Annotated in this window: 24 protein-coding genes; 15 read left to right on the forward strand and 9 right to left on the reverse strand. The window is 68.8% G+C overall.

Annotated elements, in window-relative coordinates:
• Positions 1-15: 15 nt before the first annotated feature.
• Both AC1DIW_RS19330 and AC1DIW_RS19335 read left to right on the forward strand, forming a co-directional pair.
• The gene (locus AC1DIW_RS19330; protein WP_478110220.1) at positions 16-1,200 is read left to right on the forward strand and encodes a glycosyltransferase family 4 protein; all 1,185 of its coding nucleotides are present in this window, start codon (positions 16-18) and stop codon (positions 1,198-1,200) included.
• A complete protein-coding gene (locus AC1DIW_RS19335; protein ID WP_478110222.1) occupies positions 1,197-2,150 on the forward strand; it encodes a DMT family transporter in 954 nt (317 codons plus the stop codon). Before AC1DIW_RS19330 ends, AC1DIW_RS19335 begins: the two co-directional genes overlap by 4 nt.
• A gap of 155 nt (positions 2,151-2,305) precedes the next feature.
• Here the strand turns inward: AC1DIW_RS19335 and AC1DIW_RS19340 are convergent, their stop codons facing one another.
• A complete protein-coding gene (locus AC1DIW_RS19340; protein ID WP_478110223.1) occupies positions 2,306-2,803 on the reverse strand; it encodes a hypothetical protein in 498 nt (165 codons plus the stop codon).
• A gap of 885 nt (positions 2,804-3,688) precedes the next feature.
• Between AC1DIW_RS19340 and AC1DIW_RS19345 the strand changes: the two genes are divergently transcribed.
• Both AC1DIW_RS19345 and mscL read left to right on the forward strand, forming a co-directional pair.
• On the forward strand, positions 3,689-3,895 hold the full coding sequence (locus AC1DIW_RS19345) for a hypothetical protein (RefSeq protein ID WP_147068521.1): 207 nt from the start codon (positions 3,689-3,691) through the stop codon (positions 3,893-3,895).
• Between the two features lie 137 nt (positions 3,896-4,032).
• Complete coding sequence (gene mscL, locus AC1DIW_RS19350) at positions 4,033-4,398, forward strand: large conductance mechanosensitive channel protein MscL (RefSeq protein ID WP_478110225.1); 366 nt, start codon at positions 4,033-4,035, stop codon at positions 4,396-4,398.
• Between the two features lie 328 nt (positions 4,399-4,726).
• On the opposite strand, the gene AC1DIW_RS19355 is transcribed toward mscL, so the two are convergent.
• Positions 4,727-5,077 carry a hypothetical protein gene (locus AC1DIW_RS19355; protein ID WP_478110226.1) on the reverse strand — a complete coding sequence of 117 codons (351 nt, stop codon included), beginning with the start codon at positions 5,075-5,077 and terminating at the stop codon, positions 4,727-4,729.
• A 433-nt stretch (positions 5,078-5,510) separates the two neighbouring features.
• Between AC1DIW_RS19355 and AC1DIW_RS19360 the strand changes: the two genes are divergently transcribed.
• Positions 5,511-5,981 (forward strand): YdeI/OmpD-associated family protein, encoded by a 471-nt coding sequence (locus AC1DIW_RS19360; protein WP_478110227.1) that lies wholly within the window; start codon positions 5,511-5,513, stop codon positions 5,979-5,981.
• Between the two features lie 171 nt (positions 5,982-6,152).
• Here the strand turns inward: AC1DIW_RS19360 and AC1DIW_RS19365 are convergent, their stop codons facing one another.
• A complete protein-coding gene (locus AC1DIW_RS19365; protein ID WP_478110229.1) occupies positions 6,153-6,500 on the reverse strand; it encodes an ANTAR domain-containing protein in 348 nt (115 codons plus the stop codon).
• Between the two features lie 706 nt (positions 6,501-7,206).
• Between AC1DIW_RS19365 and AC1DIW_RS19370 the strand changes: the two genes are divergently transcribed.
• Positions 7,207-7,419: a hypothetical protein gene (locus tag AC1DIW_RS19370; RefSeq protein WP_478110230.1), complete on the forward strand. Its 213-nt coding sequence runs from the start codon at positions 7,207-7,209 to the stop codon at positions 7,417-7,419.
• Positions 7,420-7,712: 293 nt separating this feature from the next.
• Here the strand turns inward: AC1DIW_RS19370 and AC1DIW_RS19375 are convergent, their stop codons facing one another.
• The 3 genes from AC1DIW_RS19375 to mobF form a co-directional block, all read right to left on the reverse strand.
• Complete coding sequence (locus tag AC1DIW_RS19375) at positions 7,713-8,240, reverse strand: recombinase family protein (protein ID WP_478110232.1); 528 nt, start codon at positions 8,238-8,240, stop codon at positions 7,713-7,715.
• Between the two features lie 627 nt (positions 8,241-8,867).
• Entirely contained in the window at positions 8,868-8,990 is a 123-nt protein-coding gene (locus AC1DIW_RS19380; protein ID WP_478110234.1) for a hypothetical protein, read from the reverse strand.
• A 48-nt stretch (positions 8,991-9,038) separates the two neighbouring features.
• Entirely contained in the window at positions 9,039-11,990 is a 2,952-nt protein-coding gene (mobF, locus tag AC1DIW_RS19385) for a MobF family relaxase (RefSeq protein WP_478110236.1), read from the reverse strand.
• Between the two features lie 1,071 nt (positions 11,991-13,061).
• Here mobF and AC1DIW_RS19390 point away from each other — a divergent pair.
• Positions 13,062-13,637, forward strand: coding sequence for an HD domain-containing protein (locus AC1DIW_RS19390; protein WP_478110238.1), 576 nt, complete (start codon positions 13,062-13,064; stop codon positions 13,635-13,637).
• Here the strand turns inward: AC1DIW_RS19390 and AC1DIW_RS19395 are convergent.
• Both AC1DIW_RS19395 and AC1DIW_RS19400 read right to left on the reverse strand, forming a co-directional pair.
• Positions 13,587-14,057 carry an NUDIX hydrolase gene (locus AC1DIW_RS19395; protein ID WP_478110240.1) on the reverse strand — a complete coding sequence of 157 codons (471 nt, stop codon included), beginning with the start codon at positions 14,055-14,057 and terminating at the stop codon, positions 13,587-13,589. The two genes, AC1DIW_RS19390 and AC1DIW_RS19395, sit on opposite strands and share 51 nt — an antisense overlap.
• Positions 14,058-14,087: 30 nt before the next feature.
• Positions 14,088-14,825 carry a helix-turn-helix domain-containing protein gene (locus tag AC1DIW_RS19400; protein ID WP_478110242.1) on the reverse strand — a complete coding sequence of 246 codons (738 nt, stop codon included), beginning with the start codon at positions 14,823-14,825 and terminating at the stop codon, positions 14,088-14,090.
• Positions 14,826-15,225: 400 nt separating this feature from the next.
• Between AC1DIW_RS19400 and AC1DIW_RS19405 the strand changes: the two genes are divergently transcribed.
• Positions 15,226-15,636 (forward strand): hypothetical protein, encoded by a 411-nt coding sequence (locus AC1DIW_RS19405; RefSeq protein WP_478110244.1) that lies wholly within the window; start codon positions 15,226-15,228, stop codon positions 15,634-15,636.
• Positions 15,637-15,638: 2 nt separating this feature from the next.
• Complete coding sequence (locus AC1DIW_RS19410; RefSeq protein WP_478110246.1) at positions 15,639-16,067, forward strand: hypothetical protein; 429 nt, start codon at positions 15,639-15,641, stop codon at positions 16,065-16,067.
• Here AC1DIW_RS19410 and AC1DIW_RS19415 read toward each other — a convergent pair.
• Positions 16,007-16,483, reverse strand: a complete 477-nt coding sequence (locus AC1DIW_RS19415; protein WP_478110248.1) for a hypothetical protein — start codon at positions 16,481-16,483, stop codon at positions 16,007-16,009. The genes AC1DIW_RS19410 and AC1DIW_RS19415 overlap by 61 nt on opposite strands.
• Before the next feature lie 94 nt (positions 16,484-16,577).
• Between AC1DIW_RS19415 and AC1DIW_RS19420 the strand changes: the two genes are divergently transcribed.
• The 6 genes from AC1DIW_RS19420 to AC1DIW_RS19445 all read left to right on the forward strand — a co-directional run bounded on the left by AC1DIW_RS19420 (position 16,578) and on the right by AC1DIW_RS19445 (position 23,093).
• Entirely contained in the window at positions 16,578-17,657 is a 1,080-nt protein-coding gene (locus tag AC1DIW_RS19420; protein WP_478110249.1) for a C40 family peptidase, read from the forward strand.
• A 121-nt stretch (positions 17,658-17,778) separates the two neighbouring features.
• The gene (locus AC1DIW_RS19425; protein ID WP_034770756.1) at positions 17,779-18,060 is read left to right on the forward strand and encodes a DUF6112 family protein; all 282 of its coding nucleotides are present in this window, start codon (positions 17,779-17,781) and stop codon (positions 18,058-18,060) included.
• A gap of 58 nt (positions 18,061-18,118) precedes the next feature.
• Positions 18,119-18,859, forward strand: coding sequence for a hypothetical protein (locus tag AC1DIW_RS19430; protein ID WP_478110250.1), 741 nt, complete (start codon positions 18,119-18,121; stop codon positions 18,857-18,859).
• Positions 18,856-20,193 (forward strand): type IV secretion system protein, encoded by a 1,338-nt coding sequence (locus AC1DIW_RS19435; protein WP_478110252.1) that lies wholly within the window; start codon positions 18,856-18,858, stop codon positions 20,191-20,193. The genes AC1DIW_RS19430 and AC1DIW_RS19435 overlap by 4 nt, the downstream gene beginning before the upstream one ends.
• A gap of 3 nt (positions 20,194-20,196) precedes the next feature.
• Positions 20,197-21,642: an SCO6880 family protein gene (locus AC1DIW_RS19440; protein ID WP_478110253.1), complete on the forward strand. Its 1,446-nt coding sequence runs from the start codon at positions 20,197-20,199 to the stop codon at positions 21,640-21,642.
• Complete coding sequence (locus AC1DIW_RS19445; RefSeq protein WP_478110254.1) at positions 21,642-23,093, forward strand: ATP-binding protein; 1,452 nt, start codon at positions 21,642-21,644, stop codon at positions 23,091-23,093. The genes AC1DIW_RS19440 and AC1DIW_RS19445 overlap by 1 nt, the downstream gene beginning before the upstream one ends.
• Positions 23,094-23,157: the final 64 nt, after the last annotated feature.

The following is a 23,157-nucleotide window of genomic DNA, read 5'->3' on the forward strand; positions in this document are numbered from 1 at the left end:
CAAACCCGATCCGCGATGAGAATCGCCCACGTCAGCGACTTCTACCTCCCGCGGCTCGGCGGGATAGAGACGCATGTCGCTGAACTGGCGGAGCTGCAGCGGTCCCGTGGGCACGAGGTGCACGTCGTCACGAGCACGCCGGGCCGGGCAAGCGCGGGGAACCGCCGCGTGCATCGGGTCACCGACGCGCTGCCGCGGCCTCGTGCGCTGCACCCGCTGGCGGTGCGTGAGGGCCTGCTCACCCTGCGTGAGCTCGACGTCGACGTCGTGCACGCCCACTTGGGGGTCGCCTCGCCGCTGGCCTTCTTCCTCGCCCGGGACGCGGCCCGGCGCGGGACCGCGACGACCGTGACCGTGCACTCGATGTGGGCCGGCGTGGCGCCCATCATGACGGCGATGGATGCACTCGGCGGCTGGTCCTCGCTGCCCATCGTCTGGAGCGCGGTGAGCGGCGCTGCCGCAGACACCGTGCGCCGCCACCTCCCGCCGGACCGTCCGATCCGCATCCTCTCCAACGGGATCGACCAGGACCGGTGGCGATCACCGGCACCGCCCGAGCCGTCCGGCGAGCTCGTGCTCGCGTCCGTCATGCGCCTGGCCCGCCGCAAGCGTCCCCTCGCCCTGCTACGCATCGTGCACGGGGCGCAGCAGGCGCTCGACCGCCTGGGCGACCCGACCCGGCTACGGCTGCTCGTCGCCGGAGACGGTCCCAGGCTGACGGCGATGGAGAGCCACCTCCGGCGCACCGCCACGACCGACACCGTCACGCTGCTGGGGCGCCTCGAACGCGACGAGGTGCACCGCCTCCTCGCCAAGGCCCATGTCTTCCTCGCGCCGGCCGACCTCGAGTCCTTCGGCATCGCCGCCCTCGAGGCCCGATGCACAGGAGTGCCCGTCGTCGCGAAGTCGAGCGGCGGGGTGCGCGAGTTCGTCCGGCACGGTCAGGAGGGCCTGCTCTGCGGGTCGGACGACGAGATGGTCGCCGCCATCGTCCGCCTCGCCCGGGAACCCGGACTTCGGCAGCGCATCGCCGAGCACAACCGCACCAGCGACTGCCTCGTGACCTGGCGCCGCGTCCTACATGCCACCGACACGGCCTACGAGTCCGCCATCACCCTTCAGCAGACGGCGGGGGCGGCCCCCGGCCGCAGGGCGCTCGAGCGGCCGGCCGCGGCCGCCTCCCAGGGGGTCGGGCGGTGAGTCTTCCCGGCATCCTCGCCTTATCCTTCGGGTCGGCCGCATTCTTCTCGCTGGCGACGGCGCTCAAGCACCGCAGCGCGGGACAGGTGCCCCACGTGCAGCACTTCCGGGCGGCGGACCTGCGCGACTTCGCCGTCGAGACCGTCCGGCATCCCTTGTGGCTGCTCGGGATCCTCGCCGACGTGGGGGGACTCGCGCTGCAGGTGGCTGCCTTGCACCTGGGCGCCCTCAGCGTCGTCCAGCCGGTCCTGGTCATCGCCGTGCTCTTCGCGCTCATCCTCGGGCACCGCATCGCCGGCACGAGGATCAGTCGGCGCGAGCTCCTCCTCGGCGGTGTGCTGGTGGTCTCCGTCGCGGGCTTCCTCCTCGCCTCCGGCGCGGTGACTGCTGCCGCCGGCCCGACCGACCGGCTGCCGGCGGTGATGGCAGCGGCGGCATCGGTCGCTGTGGTCGCCGGTTGCGTCCTGACCGCGCGGCGGGCGATGCGACGCACGCTCGCCTCCAAGCGGGCCGCAGGCCTGCTCGGCGTCGCCGTCGGCACGATCTACGCCGGGACGGCCGCGCTGATGAAGACGTGCGCCGAGGTCTTCTCACATGGGCCCGGCGCACTGGTGGGCAGCTGGCCACTCTACGCGCTCCTCGCCTCCGGGGCCTTGGGGGTTTTCCTTGCCCAGATGGCCTTCCAAGCGGGTCCGCTGACGTCCAGCCTGCCAGCGACGGCGACGACCGACCCGCTCGTCAGCGTCGCTCTCGGCGTCGCGATCTTCGACGAGCAGTTGCGCCACGGCGTTGTCCCGATGCTGCTATCCGTGGTCTGCCTCGTCGTCATGTCCTCCGCCGTGGTCCTGCTCACCCGGGTCACGGTCGCCGTGGACACCGCCTCCCACCCTGAAGCCACCGCCCGCCTCTCCCCAACGACCCCAGCCGAAACCCAGGAGCCCTCGCGCTAGCGTGTGGCTCGACCGCGCAACCGCAGGTAGCACCCCTCAACCCCGCGCCTCAAGACGGCCACGGTTCCTGGACGCACGGATTTGCCGCAGATCGGGGTCCCTTGAGGAGAGGCCTCGCACCGTGGGCGTGGCCCCTCCTCGGGGTCGGCCCGCGGTCAGCCGGTGACCGGCGAGGGTCCTGAGGTGGTCAGTCCGGTGGGCATGTTCTTGGACTCATCGCCCGCGTGCAGCTTGTCGATCTGCTTGGCGTTGGTGCTGTCGACGCTGAAGGTGACCTGGTCCCCGACCGCGAGGGCGGACAGGGTGGCCTCTCCGTTCTTGTCGATGTCGCTGGTGCTTGTGACCGCGTACGTGGTCGTGCCGGTCGAGGTCTTGATCGTGACGCTTGAGCTGGTCACGGCGGTGACGGTGCCGCTCAGGTCGAGGGCGCCGCCGTGATCGCCGTGTCCGCCGTGTACCTCGTTGGCCTCCGGAACGCCGTCGGCGCCGTTGTCCCCGGGGTGCGGGTCAGCCGTCGCGGAGCTCGAGGCGGTGGTGGACCCGCCCGGCAAGATGGTGGCGGCCTGGGCGCCGACCGTGGTGGCCAGTACGGCGCCGGCGATCAGACCGGCCGCGGCGTAGCCGACCTTCGCCAGTCGTGTGTTCAGCTGCATCTCGTGCTCCTTGGGTCATCTGGCACCAAACGTCGTGCTTGGTATGTCTTGACCCTCGGCGAGGTGCCTACGTCGCCGCTGTCGTGGACATACGAGTGCGCTGTGAAGCCGGCCTGGGCCGCGGTGTCACCCGCCACGGGACATCACCCCGCCGCGGGGCTGGGGTCACCACCGGCATAGCCACCTCGGTCTTCCCGGCGACCTAGCTTGGTCGGCGCCGCCCCAGCGACCAGCCCCCACAGCATGCTCGGGTGACCCTGCGGAGGGAGCCGTGTCCCGGCGCATCGGTGGGCTCACGCAGCGGGCAGCCATGACCTGCGGGCGGTCAGCACGGCTGACGCAACGTTGGCTCGATGCCAGGGCCCTCGACCCCGTGGCTAGGACGAGGGGCGCCCTTTATGTCGACTCGGACGAGAACCAGCGCATCTTCGCCCGGTTCCGTCGACCCCACTGCCGCTCCTCTCGCTGGTGCTCGACCACAATGTCCGCAACATCCAGCAGACACCCAGCAGGTCGCCGACGCGTTCGGCCCGCTCGCCCCGATGCGGATGCAGCTGCGCGGCGGCCCCGGCGCCGAGGTCCGCCGACGCCTCAGCCGCCAGGAGTGCTCCGCCACGCCGCGGCTGCACGGTGCCAGACCGGAACTCGACCCCGCCGAACTTGCATGACCGATCTAGGGCAGCCGTCATGTACTGCCGGCAGATCCTCGTCCCGACCGGGGTGAGCCACCGCACCGTAGCCCTCGCCTGTGGGAACGCATGGTGTAGGCGGCGGCCTGACGAGTCACTGACTGTTGTCGCGTTCCGGGTGCGGGCCACCGCGTCTCGGTGGTACATCTGCACCATGGCGCGCCATAACGGCGGGCACTGACACGCAGGAGTGATCATGGGCGACATCGCCGGCAAGGTCGACAAGGCGTTCGAGGCTTCCTCGGTGAGTGAGCTGGCCGACGCGCCAGTGGACGCGCTGCAGGGGGTCAGCGCCGCGGACGCGGAGCACCTGAAGGCCGCGTTCAACATCAAGACGGTTCGGGACCTGGGCACGAACAAGTACTTCCTGTGGGCGCAGGCGATCGCGAAGCTGGCCGAGTAGACCACGAGCCAACGGCCTCTCTCCCTTCGCGCCACCGCTCATCACCCTCGAACGGGCCGTGATGTCCCGGCGGTGACGCATCGCTCGGCGTGTCCACGCCGAGGCACCGCACTCCTTTAAAGAGGAACGAGAGAACCATGCTCAAAGGCTTCAAAGACTTCATCTTGCGCGGCAACGTCATCGACCTGGCCGTCGCCATCGTCATCGGCATCGCCTTCGGCAAGGTCATCGAGGCATTCGTGACGATCATCATGGACCTGGTCGGCAAGGTCGGTGGCACCCCGGACTTCTCCAACTGGGTCCCCGGCGGGGTCCACGTCGGCGCCTTCATCACCGTGCTCATCAGCTTCGTGATCGTCGCCGCCGCGGTGTACCTCATGGTCGTGCTGCCGATGAACAAGCTGGCCGAACGCCGCGCCCGCGGCGCGGAGCCGCCCACCGAGGCACCCACGGAGGAAGTCCTGCTGCTGACCCAGATCCGCGACTCGCTCCAGGTCCGCTGACCAGCGACCACGTCAGTCGACGCCGGTGCCGAGCCGTCAGGGGCTCAGCACCGGCAGTGGACGGTCCGTCCCGCGGCGGGGGCGGATGTGCCTATTGCTACCGATTCTCAGGCGACGCCGGGACCTTGGCGGCATTCTGGCTCTGCGCCGGGAGGGGCGAGTTCGGGGCGTCGTGACGGCCTACGGCGCTGCCGTCGGTATAGGTGGAGCCGGCAGCGCCCGTCGTGCTAGCAACCCGCTGGGAGAGGCTTCGGGGGCCCTGCCCGAGTCGGCCGGCGCCTCAGAAGGCTCGAACGCGCATGTGGCGTCTGCTCGGCCGGCACGGGCCTCACTCCTCGGCGCGGGCCTCAAGGTCTGCCAGGAACTCCTGCACGGCAGGCTCTCCACCGCTGCGGAACACATGGACCACTGCCTCGTCGACGATCATGGAGCAGGCCTCCGACGCGGCCACGGAGTAGGATGCCGCGAGCGCCGCTGCCAGGGCCCTCATCGGGTTGTCGGCTCGAATCAGCTGGTCCAGCAGCGCGTCCGAGTCGTAGGGGGACGGCGCGGCCGTCGAAAGTTCGTTGATCACGAGCGAACGGAAGGGCTCGTCGCCAGGGCCGAGACCCTCGTCGAGTCTTGCCACCGCCACCGCGGTCTTGACGTGGAAGGCCGCGAGCCCTTCAGGAGTATCCACACCTCACATGATCCTCTCCATCCCGGTGTCGGAAGGCAATTGCTAGGTTTCCCAGCGTCGCTCGGTTTGCGAAGGACCCCAAAGACCAGCTAAACCTCCTCGGGAGGACCGGGTAGCTGCGCAATCGCAGTGGCCTTCGGTTCCATCGCGCAGTTCTGAGGTCCGGGCGTTGGGCCCCTGATGTCAGCTACACCGAACTCTCAACTAATCCAGCTCGAAGCTCGCGACCGCCACCATCACAAGCTGATCTGGAAAGCCACGTCCTTCGAACAGGGGGGGGGGGGGGGGGGGGGGGGGGGGGGGGGGGGGGGGGGGGGGGGGGGGGGGGGGGGGGGGGGGGGGGGGGGGGGGGGTGATCGAACACTTGCCGGACTAGCCCGGGCTCTCGCTCGCGTGCGACAGTTCGAGTTCAGTCGCAGAGGACGGGAGAGCCATGACACCGGAAGCGATCGACGGCGTCACCTTCGACACCACGCTCAGCGCCCGCGGGAACAACACCGGTATCCCCGTGCCGCGGCAGGTCATCGAGCAGCTGCAGAAGGGGCAACGCCCGCCGGTGCTTGTCACCGTGAACGGATACGAGTACCGCAGCACGGTTGCCGTCATGAATGGTCAACACCTGATCGCCGTCAGTTCCGCGGTCCGCGCCGCGACTGGGTTGAAGGGCGGTGACCCGATCTCGGTGACATTGAAAGTCGCCGAGTCCCCGCGGGAAGTCCAGGTGCCCGCTGACTTCGCGGCGGCGATGGAGGAACGCGTGCCAGCTCGACAGTTCTTCGACGGACTGTCCAACAGTGTGCAGCGTTATCACGTTGACACCATCAACGCCGCCAAGTCACCTGAGACCCGGCGGCGACGCATCGACAAGGCCGTCGCCTTGTTCGTGACCGGCAAGCAGCGGTGACCCCGTAGGGAACTGGCCCGCGTCACTGGGAGCGGCTGCGCTCGCAGGTCATCCGCCTGCCGGGACCAACCTGCGCCCACACCTCGCTCACGAGGGCGGCGTCGCGGTGAGTTCGGCGCGAAGTGTGGCAGCCCGAAGGGTCAGGCCCTAGCGGCGCCCCCGACGTAGCTCTTACGGGCGAGTGGGTCGGTGCCGGTCAGCGTCGGGAAGCTCGCCGGTGCTCACGACCGCCAACGTCGGCTCGTAGAGCTTGCGGTTCTGGTCCTGGCTCGTTCGCCTCAGCAAATCGAACGCATCGGCGTGCTGCACCTTGTGTTGCGCCATCAAGATGCCTACTGCCGCTCCGATGTCTCGACTGTGGGCCAAGGCGAGCTGGAGATGCTCTGCTTTCGCATCGGCGGCGTCCGGCCGTTCGAGCATCTCCAAGATGAACGCCTCAGTCTCCGTCAGCGACTCCTGTGCAGCAGGCACTGCAGCCGCACGCGTGAACTCGGATGCGGGGGGAGGGGTGGTTGTCATCGCGCCGCTCCTGCAACGGTAAGACGGAAGCCCCAGCTGTCTGCTCAACTGAGAATCAAGACGTCGTAGCCGCGGCAGGCGCGCAAAAGAGCCGATCAGCACTGTGTCCCGGTGCGCACCGTCCTCGCTGGTGCACGAACGCGTGGGCGGGCCGTCGTCGAGAACTGAACGCACCCCTCGACTGCTGCACGGCCCAGGGCCGAGCAGCCGGGATTGTTCACGAACAGCATGCACGTGCCGGGGGCATGATCGACGATAGAGATAGCGGGGCGTTGACCCTTTGCTGCGATGTCACCCCTGTCATGAGTAGCAGGTCACCGTCCCGCGTGCCCTCCTGCAGCCCGACCCCCGCCCCGACTGGCAACGGGTGGGTTCCGCGCTCATCCTGGTCATCCCTCGGATCCCTGCTCAGCCGTCTGACACGATTTTCACAGTCAGTAGTCAGGGTCACGTCATATAGGTTGCCTAGGTGGTGGCCGGTCTCGGGGACGAAGAGGGGCGGGGCATGACGATCAGCGGATGGGATCACTCCTCAGGGGCCGAGGGTGACGAAATCACGAACGCGCCCGCCCACCCCAGCCAGGCCCGGACGTGCAATTCGTTCACGCGCTTCCATCCACAAGAGTTCTTCGGTGAGGACTGGCACGCCCATGTCCCCACGTCTGAGGACAGGGAGCGCACTCGCGTTTGCGGCGAGGGAAACCCGATGACTCGACCACAGGACGGGACCGGAGAGGTCTTCATCGAACGCCGTGAGGGCGGCGTGGACCTCTGGCGCGCCGCGTGGATGTGTGTAGATGAGCGGGACGTCCTGATCGCGAGCGAGCTCGGCCCAGACGCCGCCACACTCGTCCAGTGCATCGCCTGGGCGGTCCACGCCGCTAAGCCTGCTCGGGTCTCGATCAACCTTGTAACCTAAGCCCGGCCCCGGCGCTCCGCAAACGTCGGGGAGGGCACGGCATGGACCAGTCCGCCGTTCCTTGCGGTCATCTTCTTGTCCATCTACCTGACCCGCGTGACCATACCCGCGCCACCGAGAATTGCCCCAAGGCGGGGCTCGCCTCCCCCGACCAACAGGACGGCGTCTTCGCCGACTGACGCTGCCCTTAGCGAGGGAGCGCAATCAATTGGGAACGCAGAAAAGGAGCGCCTGGCCGGCTCCCTCGCCCGAGGACGATAGGAGCCGGCCAGTTCTTCAAGATGAGAGTTCTTCTATGTTCCGCTGTGCCACCGCCCGGTACACCGAGGCCCAGCTGACGACGACGCGAGCAATGGCAGCGATGTCGGCTCACGGCTGTCGTACATGCTGCGGGCGACCTTGAGCTTCTCAGGAGTCCAGACAGTGGGCCGGCCACCGTGGCGTCCACGTGCACGGACCGCCGAGAGGCGGGCCATGGTGCGCTCCCGGATGAGGTCTGGCTCGAACTCGGCGAGGGCGCCGAAGACATGGAAGATGAGCTTGCCGCCCGGGGTGGAGGTGTCGATGCTCTCGGTGAGGCTTCGGAAGGCGACGCCCCGGGGCTCGAGCTTCTGGACGGTGTCGATGAGGTGGCGCAGACTGCGGCCGAGCCGGTCGAGCCTCCACACCACGACGGTGTCTCCTGGTCGGAGCTGGTTGAGCATGGCGTCGAGGGAGGGGCGGTGCTCGAGCGTGCCGAGGGCTTCGTCGGTGAAGATGTACGCGAGCGAGTCACAGGTCTTATCGGCTGGGGTGCGCTCGCGAACGGCGCCTTGCGCCAAGGCAACCGGCCACCAAGGGCTAACACTGAGGGGTGGGGGCACGTGACGATTCAGCCGGCCGACTCACGCTGACTGGGCATCGATACGGCGCTGTTCCAGGGTTACAAGGCCTTCGAGGGCCAAGGGAGCGTGCGGCGGCGTAATTGCCGGGCCGCAGCGGCGGGTCTCCCGGTTTGGTGTCAGCGCTTCGCTCAGCACTCAATCCGTGGAAGACTGAGGCCGGAGGCCCAAGGGCGGCAACCCTTGGACCCCCGGCACGAGGTACTACTTCGGGCCGCGCAGATGAAGCACGAAATTCGCAGTGGTCGCGATCAGCGGGGACAAGGCCTTCACCCATTCCCGCATCGCGGCCGCTTTGCTTTCCCTTGCCGATGGCTCGGGGACGCTCGCTCGGTCCATGCAGTCACCTCCTTCCGTCGACAGGGCCGACCAAGGCCGATTCGGAGGAGAGAAGCGAACGTCTTTGATCGCTAGACGAGCGTAAGACTCCACGAGGACGTTTTTTGCCCCCTCGCTGTCGGTGAGAGCCGAGGGAATCCGCGCCGCGACAACCAAAAGACATCCGGGAACACTCTGCGCCACTCTGCGCCAGCCAAACTCATGCCGGCGGACCGAGTGTGACATTGGTCACACCGGAGCGCCGAATATGTCAAAGTGCAGGTTGCGACAGGTCGACTCGCGGCCACCGCTCTTGAGCATGCGCTCGACGAGGCCGCGCACCTCGTCCGCCGTGAGGATCGTCGGCGTCAACTCGGCGATTCCGCCCCGGGCAACGAAGACTCTCGAGGGGAGATCGTCTTAGATCTCTCGGCGCGGCCACTCCGATTCCCGACAGACTTCAGCGCGCCGGGCACGATGGACGGCCGTGATGGCAGCACCCTGAGCCTCTGCTCTTCCCGGGCCAAGGTTGTTGGCCGTCTCTCGATCTCGCGTCTCGGTAGCACTGAGCTGGGCACCGGAGCGTGCCAGTACTTGCTCAAGCAGGTCTACCGGATCCATCTCGTGAGGCTCCTGGTGCGAGGTCGCCATGTCTGCGTCGTACTTCGTGTCGATGTAGAGGACGTTGTTCTCGCGGCCGCGAGTGGCCATCACGTAGAGCGGTTCGCGCATCGTCGTCGCGGTGATGAACGCGTGGGTCGTGTCGACCGTCCGGCCCTGGGCGCGGTGGGCCGTGGTGGCGTAGCCGAGCTCGACGTGGTCGCGGACGTACTGGGCGTGGAGGCGTGCCACTCCCCCACCAGTTTCGCGCCGGACTATGAGGCTCCCGTCCGCGTCGACAGCCGCGACGACCCACTGGTCGCCGTTCTTCACCCAGCCCGTTGACGAGGCAAGGTCGCGCTGGTTCTGTCGGGTCACGACGATGTCCCCGACCCCGATGATCGTTCCGTCAGCCACGGTCACGCCGGTCTCTCCGACTGCGCCCTCGGCGATCCTGCGAGCACGTGCGCGGCGGTTAAGGTCGGCCACGGTGACGGTGTCGGCGGCGACCATAAGCGATCGGCGGCCGGCGCGGATGTCATCGGTCCAGTTCGCGAAGAGCTCGTCGAGCATCGACTCTCGGTCCCCGCCGCGGACCCGACCGTGTCGCGCGTACTCCGCGACGGCGCTCTTGGTCCCGCTCCGCAGCTTGAGCGAGGCGGCACGCTCCCACTCGCACCGGAACCGGCGCACGTCGTGCAGCGTGGGCGCGTCCTCGCGGTCGGTCGCGACCATCTTGAACGCCCCGCCGGCGGCGACCGGGGACAGCTGGGCCCAGTCGCCGACGAGGAGCACTTTCGCGCCTGCGGTGCGGGCGTATGCCGTCAGCGAGTCGAGCTCGAACGTGCCGGCCATGGACGCCTCGTCGACGATCACGAGCTGCCCTGAGCGCAAACCCCACCGGTCGACGTAGGCGGACAGCTGCCGCGCCCGCTTCAGCAACGTGCGCGTCCGCAGCGACGGGCTTGCCCGATCGAGGGCGGCTCTCAGACCTGCGAGCTCGGCTAGGCGTGCCGGCTGACGGGTTGATTCGGTCAGCCATTTGGCGGTGTTCTCGGTCGGTACGCCGACTGCCTCCGACAGCACCTCCGCGGCCGCTGCCGACGGGGCGAGACCCACCACGGATCCGGGCCCGAACTGTGACTCCCAGACGGCGCGGACGCCGGCCATGGCCGTGGACTTGCCCGCCCCGGCCGGGCCGACGAGCACGTCAAGGGCGCGCCCCGACGTCGCGATCTGACGCACGGCGACGGCCTGTTCGGCCGACAACGAGTGCTCTCCCCCCGGCACCTTTCCGGCGCACGCCGTCGCCGCTTCGACGTCGTCGACTGCTGGCGCATCGAGCGCGCGACCGGCTGCCAACAGGCGCGCCTCCGCGTCGAGCAGCGCCTGGGTCGTGAACAGCTCGGAGTCGCGAGGTCGGAATCGGGACGTGCCGTCTGGGCGGCGCAACTCCTCCGGGACGTAGCCCACCTCGGGTGGCGTCAGGGGGACCGTCTGGGCCAGTGCGAGCGCCGTGATCCGCTCCGCGACAGCGACCCGGTCGCCCGGCGCAGCGAACCGGACGCCGTGGATCTGGCGCAACACTTCGGCAAAGACGTTGGCGCGGGTGAACGTCGCGCGCTTCCCGGAGACGACCTCAAGCGCGACCCGCGCCGCGTCCTCGAGCATCGCTTTAGCCAGGTCGCCGGCGGGCAACAGCGGCAGGTCGTTGCGACCAGCGAGGCTAGCGACCCACGCCTGCGGCTCCTCCCCCATGAAGGGCTGAGCCCGCGTCCGCCACCCCGCCAACAGCTCGCTCAGCGAGTGCAGTTCCTTGGCCGGGCGCGTCTCCAGCGTCGCTCGCTGCCGCAGCTGGAGTACCTCCCGGGGTGTCGGTTGCCGACCGTGCCCTGCCGCGAAGTCGGCCACCAGCGCGTCCTTCGCGGCATCGATCTCCGTGCTGCGCTGCGAGAACTCCGCCCGCAGCGCCTCCCCCACGCCGGCGACCTCCCATTTCTCCACTGACGAGTGGCGACGCTGCTCCGGTGCCCAGCCGTAGCCGAGATCCGCCGTCACCAGGTCGGCGAGCACGCCGTTGTACAGCTCCGAGAGCCCCACCGCGGCCCGGAAGAGCGCCTTGCTGTCGAGCGTGCGCCACTGCCCGTCCGAGGCGGCTTGGACCCGGTTGAGCACGACGACGTGGGAGTGCAGTTGCGGGTCACCGGAGCGGGAGTCCCAATGATCGAATGCGGCGGCGACGACCCCTTGCACGTCCTCCGACACGACTCCGCCGCGTCCGGTGCGGGTGGCGAAGACGGTGCGCTCGGCGTACTCGATGACGAACTCCAGCGCCGCGACATGGGCCGCGTGGATGCGCCGTCGGGTCGGCTCGTCGCCGAGGCCCCACGCCACTGATACCGATTTCGGCGCACTGAACGTGAGGTCGAACCCCGCCACCGTCCGGGGCGCCTTCCGCACACGCTGAAGCGCGTCGACGTATGCCGACCGCTCCGCCCCCGGGGCCCGGCCCAGCGGGTGCCCGGTGACCGGATCCTGCAGCATGCCGAGCATCCGCCACAGGTGCGCTTCGCTCACGAGCGAGCCCGACTCGACGCCGAGGCCGTCGGCCAGTCCGGCCAGACCAGCACCCAGGAAGCGGCCCGGCGGGGTACCCGGCTCGGAGTAGTAGGACGCTAGCGGGGACGAGGTCGGACCGATGGCATCGCCCCGGGCGACCGACGCCATGAGGTAGCGGTAGCCCGAGCCCAGTGTCATCCTCCGGATCGACATCGTCACCCCCAGCGAACCCCGGCGACGGGGCACCCGCGGGCCCAGCGGTCACCTTGGTGCCAGACGTGTGGAGCGAAGGATGGGCGTAAGTGGCGCGGCAGCGTGTGTGCGGTCTGCGGACGTGTTCGGCGGGGATCGATGGACAAGTCGAGAGCCGGCACGCGTGAGACCGGTGATCGGCGGCTGGGACGGCGCCGGGGGGCGTGCGAGCGGGACCCCGACGCTGGACCGTTCGACATAGTCGGTGCGTATATGCTTCCGGGGCCGGCGTCCGCTCCCCCTGTGCGGGCGCCGGCTCTTGTCTTCTTCGGCCCGGTCGAGGCCGTCGAACACTTGTTCGGACGTTGCGAGACACTGGGTAGATGGCTGGTGGATCGGGACGAGGGCATGAGCACCCCATTCCGCTCCCGCCGCCGGCCCGCCAGCACTGCTGGGTGACTGGTCCGGCCTCGTCGCGGGGACCGCACCCGGGGCTGGTCGTCGAGTGGTCACGCCGGGATGACGGGTGGTGGGCCCTGGTCACCTATGTCATCGAAGCCGACGCCGCTGTGGTGCAGCAGTGGCTGCCGGCGCACCTCCTCACGCCGACCCGCCCTCCCCGACGGTGACCCCCTTATCGCGTGATGCGAGGACAAGGACCGCGCGAGGAAGGACTACTGATGCGACACCCTGTAGACCACGGAGCCAGGCAGCGCTTGCTGGAAGCTCAGCGCGCCGAGGCGGACGCGCTGCGAAAGGTCCAGGCTGCAGCTAGAGGCTGCGACGCAGTCCGGAGTCGTCTCGCGACCGCAGACGCCAAGCTGCTCGAAGCCCAACGGAGCCTGGTGCGCACTTCGGGAGCGGCTCGAGCCGCTCTACTGCTGGGCGTCGGCGAGGCGACGCTACGCCGGGAGTTGCGTCGCACTGACGACACGGCGGACAGGCACACCTCCGCGCCTCCTTGCAGTGATGACATCGATGCTAAAGCTGACGTCTGACCAACGTCCTCATGCAGCCCGCGGGGCAGCCATTCTTTGTCACCTCCTCGCCGCCGTGGATCCAAAAGATCAGGGGTCGGGCAGGATGATGAGGATGGAAAGCCACGAAGCAAGCGACCTGGCGGCCCGCCATCTGGCCGACATGGGCTCCCGCTGGGCCCACGTGCAGGCAGTGGGGCGCCTGGCGGACTCTCTTGCGGCCCAAGGCCGGGTGTCGAGCGACGTAGCCACCGCCGCTTGGCTTCATGACGTGGGCTACGCGCCTGAGCTCGTGCACACGGGATTCCATCCGCTGGACGGGGCCGAGTTCCTGCAGGGGCTTTCGGTGCAAGCCAACGTCGTGGGCCTGGTGGCGCATCACACCGGCGCGGCATACGAAGCCGCAGAACGCGGTCTCAGTGGCGCCCTGGCGGCGTTGCCCATCCCAGATCCGACAGACATGGAGGAGCTCAACCTCCTCGATCTCGTGATCGGCCCTAGTGGTTCGCCGACCTCCCCCTCGGCGCGACTGTCTGAGGTACTCGAGCGCTACCCCGCCAACGACCCCGTGCATCGCGCTGTTGCTGTTTCGCGCCCCGCCCTGCTTGCCGGAGCGGACAGGGCTCGCCGTCGACTGGGTCTACCCGATGAATGGCCGCTCTCTGTCACTGAGGGCGTGTTCGAGGCGTAGGCGCATGGAAGGGTGGATCGGAAGCGAGTCGATCTCGGCGCTCGTCAACCACTCGACCTCGCTGCTCTCGCTGCTGGTCCGTCGATCGCCTCCGATCAGCCGGGCCTTGAACGCAATCGAGAACTGTTGCCTGACCTCGCCGTCGTCATAGGCCATCACATGCCGGGGGTTGGTGTAGATACCGGTGATGGCTTCAACTTTGACGTCGTAGCCGGTCTCCTCCTTGACCTCTCGCTCGACCGTCTCGGAAATGGACTCACCGGGCTCGTGGCCGCCACCTGGCAACGCCCACTTGTCGTTGTCGGTCTTGTGGACCATGAGGACCCGGCCGTCCTCCCGCTGGACGATCGCCACGACCGAGGGCACGACGCTGTTGATGGCGGGTGCCTCTGGGTCGTCGATGTAGTCAATGCGTCCCATGCTGACCGAGCCTATCTTTGGGGATCGGGTTCATGACGGTGCTGATGATGCCCAGACTCGCTCGAACGAATCCAGGTAGTGCGTGAACAGCCGCCCTCCTGGGATCCGACAGAGGTGGAGGACAGGAGACTGCGAGGCGCTGCTTCCGTAGGCGTGCCCATTGGCCAGGAGGATGTCGTCGAACCTGAACAGTGAGGCGTAGAGGGTGGTGTCGTGCCGTCGCGCTTCGATCGGGTGGGCGGCGAGGAGGGGCGTCACGTAGACCCAGGTGAGCTTGCAGCGCGCCGCCATGAGCTCACCGATGCCCTCCTCCCGGCCCCGCAAGTCGACGGCTTGGCCGTCGGGGTCGCCGAAGAGCAGCCTCACCTGCACCCCTTGGCGCGACCTGTCGGCCAGCCTGTTCATGAACTCCGGGATGCTGTCGTGCAGGAAGCTGGCGGCGTAGGCAAGGACGTCGATGCGCTCCTTGGCCTGCGCGACGAGCTCGAGCCATGTCGGTGGCTCGATGGCACTTCGGCTGGGGTAGATGTGAACGAGCTCCGCCTGCGTCGAGGAAGTGCTTGCCCGGTCGGAATGAGTTGCGGGCCAAAGGAAGCCATCACTCTTGCGAAGGATCTCGGAGGCGCGAATCCGGTGGGAGCGATGCGGCAAACGGTCTGCCGCGATCCAGCGCTCGACCGTCTTGGGATCCACGGCGACCATCTCGCTGAACGTCTGCGTCGTGAGGCCGGCTCCCGCGATTGCGGCCCGTAGTCGCTCATTGGACATGACTCCTCCTTCTAGGACGATTCGGGACGTCCCCGCCGTGCCGAGGACGTCCGCAGACGTCCCAACCGCATGGTGTTGGCGTCCCTGCGCCGGCTGGTCGAGTGAACGGCATGAAGACGCATCCCCAGCCGAACCGGCAGAGGTTCCTCAGGACGGCTGACCTCGCCGCGAGGGCGACGTCCCGGGACCAGACATGCGCAACCGCGTGCGCATCCCTGAGCCGTCCACACATTCGGCGCTCGCGCAAGACGGGGACCGCGCCGCTGTGGACAACCCCGCCAGAACTCCCGGCTGTCCACAGCCGAGGCACTTCCAAGCGGCGAGGCGTGCCGCAAAGCGGGACAAATGATATTGGGCGCGGAGCCGCCATGGCGCCGCCGATCTCACCGAGGAGCAGGCGATGACCGGTCAGGATCTGAAAGCAAAGGCACTCGCGGACGCACTGGCGCGCTGCTGGACACTCAGCCAACCCTCGCCCGAGCGGGACGAGCTCTGGATCACGGTCCGGGAGACCGTGTGCACCAAGGGCTTGTGCCTGGTCGTGCCGATGGGGTCGAGCGCGCCGGTGCCCGTGACGGCAGACCACGCCACCGACGAGCTCATTGCAGCCATGGACTGGCTGAGGACGCACGAGTCGAAGGCCCGGGCGATGGCGCCGCAACAGCTCTTCATCATGCTCCGCGGTGTCGCGACCAAGGGGGCCTTCGGCTCCGCGCGAGCCGCGCAGTCCGATGCCCTTCACGGGATGACCCACGTGCGTCCCGGCGAGCCGGTCGTCTTCGCCGACCTCGACCGAAGCGAGGTGGCTTGACCATGCTGCGCTCCACCTTCATCGACTGGACGGCCGCGCAGCTCCACGTCACGCAGGAAGAGCTTGACGACGTCAAGCTCAGCCCCGTCTTCGATCTCTTCATCTCGCGGATCGAGGAAGCCCGGCGACGAGGCGCGACAGACCCCCTTACGACGATCACGACGAAACGCGCCGGCGGAAACTCGCGGGCGTGCACCAAGAGGATGCTCGAGCAGCTCGGCTTCACGGCGGCCCAGCGACGCGCTGTCCACCGCCTCCTGGCCGGCTCCCCCTCGGGGTGGCCGGGTCTCCTTCGGTTGTATGCCGCGACGGCCGACCTCACCAGCGGGCAGCGCCAGTACGCGCGTCGTCAGCTGCAGACCCTGAGCAGTCACGAGCTGGCTCGCAGCGGCTCCAGTGCCGGGTGTTCGGTCAGCCCGGCAACGCCGTAGAGGGCCATGACTCCCGCCACCGCCACCACGGGTACCTGTCCCCCTGACAGCAGCCGGGGCACACCGTCGCCGTAGTCGAAGACGACATAGCCCCTCGACAGCGATGGTTCGAACCGCACGAGGGTGCCCCACCACAGTGAGATGCAGTTCCCGGCTGACGTCCTGAGCAGCACACGCCGGTCGGTCACGAGAGCTACCGCGGGCATGGCGGCACACCACTCTCCTGAGACGTGATGCCGCAGCTCGACGCCCACTTCGCGCCAGACGCGTTCACCCGTCTCGAGGACGATGCCCCCTCGCATGACGTCGACGACGGGCGATGGAAGCAGGCCCGCGGCCTCCAACGCGAGATGTCTCGCGTCCTCGTGGATCGCGCCCACGTCGCGTTCCCGACGGGCATTCTTCAAGCGCAGCATGCGGCATACCTCCTCGGCGAGGAGAAGTCCACGCGCAGGGGCACCATCGGAAGACGAGCGCCCAGTAGTGCCCCGAACGCACGGTTCGCGCACCATGTCGCTCAGCCATGTCGTCGCCGGCCTGTCCGTGGGTGGACTGGTGGCACTCGGCGGACTCGGCCTCGTGACTGTTGCCGCTGGTCAGAGTGGCGCGCTGCCGTCGCGGCCCCCAGCGTGCGTCTCGACCGGGCCGGTGCAAGGCCTATCGGCGGCTCAAGCGCAGAACGCCCGCGTCATCGTCGCCACCGCAGAGCAGCGCGCCGGCAGGGCCGGCGCCTACATCGCGCTCGTGGCGGCACTGACGGAGTCCGACCTTCGCGTCCTGTCGAACCCCAACGACCCGGCAGGTGCAGTTTTCCCCAGTCAGGGCGTCGGGCACGACCACGACTCGCTGGGCCTGTTCCAACAGCGGCCGGGCTGGGGCAGCGCGTCCAAGCGCATGGATGCGACAGAGTCGACCCAGCTCTTCGTGGATGCCCTCCTCCAGGTGGACGGCTGGCAGTCCATGACGCCTTGGTATGCCGCCCAGACGGTCCAGCGCTCAGCGTTCACCGGGCTGCCCGGTGCAGCCAACGGCGGCTCGCGCGTGGTGGGCGAGAACTACCTCCGACAGGCCGGTCGGGCATCGGCGATCCTCAGCATCGTCGAAGGCGGCGGCGCTGCCCTCGACTGTGGCGGCGCACCCGCAGACGCACTGGCCCCCGCGGCATCGGGCGCTCATGGACTACCGAGCACCTTCACGCTTCCCGCAACGACCAGCCCAGCGGGGCGGACGGCGGTGGCCTTCGCCCTGGCGCAGCTCGGGAAGCCGTACCTGTGGGGCGGCAACGGACCCAGCTCGTTCGACTGCTCCGGACTGACCCAGCAGGCGTGGCGCCGCGCAGGCGTCTCAATCGGCCGCGTCGTCACCCAACAGCTTCTTGACGGGTCAGCGACAACGCCAACGGGCCTCGCGCCCGGTGACCTCGTCATGATTCCCGGCTCCGAGGGGACGCTCGCCTCCCCAGGCCACGTCGGCATGTACATCGGCCACGGCCTGGTCGTGAACGCTCCCCGCACCGGAGACGTGGTGCGCGTCGTTTCTTACAAATCCTTTGTCTCCAAAGGACTTTCGGGCCTGCGTCACATCGCTTGACGGCGACTGCGTCACTCCCGTGGGTGGCCTTCGACGCATAGTGCCCCAATCGGTTCTCTATCGCAGCCATGCGTGGAACCAGTCCTCGCAAGCTGCGAAAGGCATACCGATGAAGACCTGGATGATTCCCTCAGTCGACGTCACGCCGAACCAGAACGGCCTGCCGGGCATCGCCGCGATCGAGAAGATCGTCGGCGCCCTCCTGACCTTCGGGCTCATCGCCGCCGTGGCCGGCATCGCCATCTCGGCGATCGCCTGGGCGATCGGCTCTCACTCCTCCAACCCTCACATCGCCGGCCGCGGCAAGACCGGCGTTCTCGTCTCGGCGGGAGCCGCCATGCTGATCGGTGCGGCGAACACGCTTGTCACCTTCTTCAGCGCTGCCGGCTCGGCGGTCCAGTGACATGAGGTGGAGAGCGCTCAGCCCGTTCGTAATCGGATCGGTCATCGCTGCCCTCCTCATGGCCACGGTCGTCGGTGTGGTCCTGTCCGGTCGTCAACGACCACCGACCGAGGCGGCGAACCCATCTGCGACAGCTCAGCCGTCGGCGACCCCAACGTCTCCACCTGCCGCCCACTCCGAAGCGCCGACGCCGCCTGCTGACCTGGTTGCCGCTGACATCGCGCGGCTGCGCGCTGTCAGGTGGGTGACACCCGGGCCGCGAGAAGCACGGATCGCCGGGGACGTCACCGAGCAGCCGGACCTGTATGCCGCCGAGTTCGTCCGCCGGCTCCTGACCCAGGACTACCGCAGGCCACGCGCTGAACACCTCTCCTGGGTACAGGCCGAATCCGCGCTGACGACCGAGCCACTTGTCGTGGGCTTGGTCCCCAAGGATCTGCGCAGCCGCCTGGCGGTGTACTCCGTCACCGAGGCGGCCGGACAGGCGCCGGCCGTGCCTGGGACCAGGGAGTGGATCGCGCTCGGAGTCCAGCACGCCTACACAACCGTCCGCATCGACCGTGTGGAAGAGCCGATGGCCTGGAGCACCGCCGTGTCCAGCGGCCGCATCAGTGACCCCGGCATCACCGGCAGAGAGGTCGCTGCCACAGTCACCCTCCACTACCTGAAGACGGGGAGACCTGCCAGCGCCACCTCGTCGATCGCCATGACGCTCAATCTCGAAGGACCTCCCACCCGCGGCTCATGGGGCTTCGTGACAGTAGTGACCTACTCGTCCCTGCCGGTGAGTGCATCATGAGCTGCGACGGGATCATGGCCACCAACCCGATGTGCCTCGTCGCCCAAGCGGCCACCGGCGCCGCCGGCGCCGCGTCCAACGTTGTCGACGGGGCGTTCTCAACCATTGCCGGCTACTTCGGCCATGCGGCGCAGAACGCCACCACGTGGCTCTGGCAGCAGATCGGCGCCGCAACGACCCTGGATCTTCGGTCGGCAGCGCTGGTGCGGGAGATGACCATCACCGGCGCCATCGCCGCCACCCTCTGCCTAGGCCTCTTCGTCATCCAGATCACCGCCGGGGCGCTGCGAGGACATCCGGTCGCGCTTGGACGAGCGGTCAGCGGCCTGCTCATCAGCTTCGTCGGATCGGCCCTGGCACTCGCCACGACCCGCGTGCTCCTCGGCGCGGTGGACGCGCTCAGTGACGGGGTCGTCCGGTTCAGCATGGACACCCAGATCGGAGCTCTCGGCGGCAAGCTTTCCTTCGTCGGCCTCGCCCAGATGGAGAACCCTGCCGTCGTCATCCTGCTGGCCCTCGTCATCATCGTCGCGGCTGTTGTGGTGTGGGCAGCAATGATGATCCGCAAGCTCATGCTGATCGTGGCTGCCGTGCTGGCACCGCTGGCCTTCGCGGGCGCCACCGCCGACTTCACCCGTGCGTGGGTCCGCCGGTGGATCGAGCTCGTGGCGGCCATGATCGTCTCCAAGCTGCTGCTCGTCATCATGCTGACCATCGGCGTCGCCGTCCTCAACGGCGCCGGGCAATCCGGTTCCGGCGTGGGCCAGACGGTGACCCAGCTCGCCGGCGGCTCGCTGATCCTGCTCCTCGGCGGCTTGGCGCCCTGGGTCGCCATTCGCATGTTCCACTTCGCCGGGGACACCCTGCACTCGGCCCATGCGACGGCGCGCCAAGCGTCCGTCGGCGCCCAGACTCTCGTCAGCGCACCGCAGAAAGTGAGCGCCATCCAGGCCCAGGGCCGGGCGCTGGCGTCCATGGGCTCGTCGGGATCCAGCAGAGGTGGCAGAAGCAACGGGAGTATGCCGCCTCCTCCCCCGCGTCCTCCCTCCTCGCTCCCGCCAGGGCCGCCTTCAACAAGTACAGGCGCGGGCGCCGGCAGCGTCGCTGGACCGGCTGGAGCAGCCAGCGGAGGCGGCGCCGCAGCCGCCGCCTCGGTGGCTGCTCCAGCTGCCGCCGTCGGCTCGCTGGCCCTCGCCGGCAAGTCGATGGTCATGAAGGCCGGTGATGTTGCGACGAACCCGTCCGGGACCCCGTCGGGCGCATCCGCCGGCGCGAGCGCTCCGATGCAGGACTCCCCGATGAAGCAGCCACCCTCCTACAGCTCGAGGAGCTGACCGATGACCGACACCACCACTAACCCGATGACGGTCCGCTTCGGGCGCCTCCCTCGCCGAGGCCTGCTCCTCGGGCTCTCCGCATCTCGCGTCCTATGTCTTTGCGTCGCCGTCCTTGTCTTCGTCCCGTCGATCTTCCTAGGGAGCTCGACCGGTGCAGGCCTGACCGCGCCGCTGTGGGGAAGCCTCATCGCGGTCGCGTTCGTGCGCTGGCACGGGCGCCCAGCGGTCGAGTCGATGCCGACCGCCGGGCACTTCGCCGTCCGCAAGGTGCTCGGCCAGACGAAGTACCGCGCCCGCCCGTCGGCGCCACGGCCGGGCGGGACGCTCGCCCTGCCCGGGGACGCCGCCGCCTTGCGCTTCCTCAACGACGATGAGACGGGGACCGCCATGCTGCACGACCCGCACGCGCAGACACTCACGGCGGTCGCGCTCGTGCGCCACCCGGCATACGTCCTGCTCTCGAGCGACGAGCAGGCCCGACGCGTCCACGCATGGGGACGTGCCTTGGCCAGCCTCGCCGCATCGGGGACAGGGTGCCGGCTCCAGGTGCTCGAGGTGTCGCTGCCTGACGCCGGCCGGGGCATCACCGGCTGGTGGGAGCTCAACGGCGTGAAGCAGCCCGGCCAGTGGGCGGTAAAGCAGTACGAGTCCCTCATGCGCACCGCGGCGCCGGCCGCCTCCACGCACCGGACCCTCATCGCGCTCTCGCTCGACCTTCGCGGCGCCCGATCTCACATCAAGCAGGCAGGCCGCGGCCTGCGGGGCGCGGCTGCCTTCCTGCGACAGGAGATGACATCGCTCGAGGCGGGTCTCCGCGCTGCCGATCTGTCGCTCGCGACCTGGTTCAACGAGAGTGAGCTCGCGGCCACACTGCGTGAGTCCTTCGAGCCAGGCTTCGAGGGACGGGACGACGTCCACCAGGCCCTCGCCAGCGCCGGCCCAGTTGCGATGGACGAGGAGTGGGACCACGTCCGCCACGACACGGCATACTCGGCCGTGCTCTGGATCAACGAGTGGCCCCGGGTGGGTGCTCCTCCCTACTTCCTGCACTCACTCGTCTTCCAACCCGGGATCCGGAAGACCATCTCCTTGACGATCCAGCCGATCCCTGCCGACGCCGCCATGCGCGACATCCGCAAGGCCAAGGTCGAGTACGCGACGGAGGCGGCGCAGAAGGCGAGGATCGGCGCCATCGCCGACATGTCCGACGCCGCCGAGAGGGAGGACGTCCTCGAGCGCGAGCGAGCCCTGATCAGCGGCCACGCGGACGTGAAGTTCACTGGGCTCATCTCCGTCACCGCTCCGGCTCTCGAGGAGCTCGAGGCCGCGGTCGCCGAGATCTCGCGCGCGGCCATCCAGTGCGGCTGCGAGACGCGGCGCCTCTACGGGCAGCAGGCCCGGGCGTTCGTGTCGGCATCGCTGCCCCTTGCACGGAGGGTCAGCTGATGCGCGCCACCCAGTCGCCGTCCTTCTACGTGCCGCACGGCACCAAGCGCCGGCGTGGCGGTCGCCGTGTCGACCACCGGCAGTCCCGTGCTGGGGCGGTCACTCCGACGTCGGCGGACAGCGGCTCTGAGCCGAAGGCCTTTCTGCCGGCCGACGGAGAGAGCGGGTCGGAGGCCGGCCGCTCCTTCCGGCGCTTCCGTCTGCCCGGGCACCGAGCCACCTCCGACGTGGTTGCAGGTGCCTATCCCTTCCTGGCAGAAGGCGGGCTCGGCAGCGATGGCGTCTACGTCGGCCAGGACGCCTGGTCCGGTGGCGGCTTCTGCTTCGATCCCTGGGTGCTCTACCGCGACGGGGTGATCACCAACCCCAACTGCCTTCTGGCCGGGGTGGTCGGCAAGGGAAAGTCATGCCTCGCAAAGTCGCTCGCCACCCGGTCGATCGCCTTCGGGCGCCGTGTCTACGTGCCCGGCGACCCCAAAGGCGAGTGGTCCGTGGTCGCCGAGGCCGTCGGCGGGGTGGCCATCCAGCTCGGTGGCGGCTCGACGAACCGACTGAACCCTCTGGATCCCGGACCGCGCGCCGCGGCATTGTCTGACGCCCAATGGCGCGCCCTGGTCACCAACCGTCGCCGCGCCCTCGTCGGCTCCCTATCTCAGTCGTCGCTCGGACGGGCACTGCGCTCTGTGGAGCACACGGCACTCGACGTCGCCCTGGCCGACGCGGCGGCTCAGGCAACCGAGCCCACACTGCCGCTGGTGGTGGATCTGCTGCTGGAGCCACGCACCTCTCTGCCCGGTGCCTGCGTTTCCGAGCTCGCGCGCGGTGGCCGCGACCTCGCGCACGCGCTCCGCCGGCTCGTGGCCGGCGACCTCAGCGGCCTCTTCGACGGACCGTCGACCATCACGTTCGACCCGTCACTTCCGATGGTGACGCTGGACCTCTCCCAGATCCAGGGCTCGGACCAGCTCATCGCCATGGTCATGACCTGCGCCTCCGCATGGATGGAGGCGGCCCTCTCGGCACCCGACGGGGGTCAACGCTGGGTCATCTACGACGAGGCCTGGCGCCTCATGCGACAGCCGGCACTACTCGCGCGCATGCAGTCCCAATGGAAACTCTCCCGCGGGCTCGGGATCGCGAATCTCCTTATCGTGCATCGGCTCTCGGACCTCGACGCCGTCGGCGATGCGGGCTCGGAGTCGCGTGCGCTGGCCCGAGGTCTGCTCGGTGACTGCTCGACGAAGATCGTCTACCAGCAGGAGGTGAGCGAGGCGCCGCAGACGGCCGTCGAGTTGGGTCTCTCGAGCGCCGAGCGCGCGCAGCTCCCAGACCTTCAACGCGGCGAGGGACTCTGGCGAGTCGGGCAGCGAGCCTTCGTCGTCAGGCATGTCGCCACGGACGGCGAGCTGTCGCTCTTCGACACCAACACCCGGATGCACGTCTCTCGGTGACGAAGTCGCGGAGACAGTCGCCGAGCGGTTCACAGGTCTTGGCGCCCCGTACGGCTGGCAGTGG

The sequence above is a fragment of the Terrabacter sp. 01T434 genome (genome assembly GCF_056398545.1).